The sequence below is a fragment of the Neisseria sp. P0021.S007 genome, from assembly GCF_051956855.1.
In genome coordinates this window covers 1-1,355 of record NZ_JBQCXA010000078.1, presented here as the reverse complement: position 1 = coordinate 1,355, position 1,355 = coordinate 1, and the positions used below count along the sequence as shown (strand labels likewise).

Annotated in this window: 1 protein-coding gene; it reads right to left on the bottom strand. The window is 32.3% G+C overall.

The genetic code is table 11. From position 1 onward, the window contains the following. Window positions 1-1,355 (bottom strand): hypothetical protein (locus ACTHUR_RS11215; RefSeq protein ID WP_440398623.1); only part of this gene is annotated, 1,355 nt, incomplete at both ends.

Below are 1,355 nucleotides of genomic sequence, written 5' to 3'. Positions count from 1 at the left end.
TTAGTAAATCTATTCATAGAATCTCTGAAGATACGACGTGTAATTCTCTCTGAATACATTCTTTGTAATTCTTCATCCCCACTAGATAAATCAGCAATAATAATTTTTCCTTGACGAAGAGCTTGTAAAATATCATCCTCAAAAGGTGTCTGAGATTTATCGGTATGCTGAGTAACAATTGGTCGTAAATTCAAATAGCCAGTTCTATCTATTGAACCACCTGAGCTACTCTTTCTAGTTAAAATCACTAACAAGGCTTTTAACTCATCATCAGCCCATTCCTTACGTTTTTTTTGTTTATAGTCATTACATGCTACTGAAGAATCATAAGAATCCCATAAAGCAGTCCACCATTCAGTTGCTAAATCTAACGATATCCCTGCCTTTAATGATTGCGAAGTTACATCGGGGATATCCATTTCTTCTAATAGCTCTTTATTTACGGAAAATGTTACCTTCTCATTTTCTGAGCATTTAAATCCCGCTGCTTTTAGAATACATTTATAAACCGACAATTTTCTATCATATCTAGTTTTAGCAGAGTAATCAGAGTCATAGTTATAAGGCTTTTCGAGTATTACTGATTTAAAATTAACCATATATTTTGATGTATCATCTGCAATTAATGGATATGATTTAATCAGTTCGAAACCAGCTTCAATCTCATTATAAAAATTAACCTTCATAACCTTAAAACCGTCTTTTTCCACAATGGAATAACGATCGGTTTTAGCTTGATATATATCAAAGATAGCCGTTCCCTCATCTTGAAGGTTGGCATTGGCATATTCACCATTGATATCAAAAATAATCTGTCCAATAGGATATTTAGGTGCATCGCCTACAAATTGCTTTAAAATATCTTCGGGACTTTCATTCTGTTTATCTAACTGATATTGAGCTGATTTACTCATCTGTTCATTAGCCTGAATAATCTTTTTAATACTATTAGATTTACCAGTACGCGTCATGCCAAATAAAGCAGTGCGTTTTCCTGCAAAATCTTTTGCTTGTATATAAACAGGAATATCTCCAATATCATTATTAAATCTTTGGCTTGAGCTATAACGGATAGAACCTATTCGAATATCACCATTTCCTCCAGGTACGCTATTTTCTCTGTAATTAGCAATTAAACCTAAAATTTCATTTGATGGTTTAATTACTGAATAATTATGAGCAGCATAGAAATTTTCTACATCAGCACCAAATCTCAAATTCTTTTTAGAATCTAAATAAAATGAGCCCAAAATAGAGCAACGTAATCCAGAAAATCCAAATTCATATCTGGAATATTCATCTAACTGACTTTGTTTAGTGTTTCCAGTTCGAATATGATCCTTATAATAATCAAC